The organism is Vogesella urethralis, from assembly GCF_007644045.2.
Classification (GTDB): Bacteria; Pseudomonadota; Gammaproteobacteria; order Burkholderiales; family Chromobacteriaceae; genus Vogesella; species Vogesella urethralis.
The window spans coordinates 1-241 of the sequence record NZ_VMDW02000086.1; the positions used below are offsets into that span (position 1 = coordinate 1).

At 61.8% G+C, this 241-nt stretch carries 1 protein-coding gene; it reads left to right on the plus strand.

Going from position 1 to position 241, the window contains the following annotated elements; all coding sequences use genetic code 11:
• On the plus strand, positions 1-241 hold a 241-nt coding region (locus FLQ03_RS08980; RefSeq protein WP_144374163.1), incomplete at both ends, for an iron-containing alcohol dehydrogenase.

The following is a 241-nucleotide window of genomic DNA, read 5'->3' on the forward strand; positions in this document are numbered from 1 at the left end:
GTGCTGGACGGCACCAAATTCGTCGCGGCGGCAGCGCATTACGCTGACGGCATCGACCCGTGGCATATTCTGGAAACGGGCGGCAGCGACATCAGCAGTGCGATCCCGATGGGCTCCGTGCTGACGCTGCCGGCCACCGGCTCTGAGTCCAACAAAGGCGCGGTCATCTCCCGTAAAACCACCGGTGACAAGCAGGCCTTTATGAACGAACACGTTCAGCCCGTGTTCGCGATCCTCGATC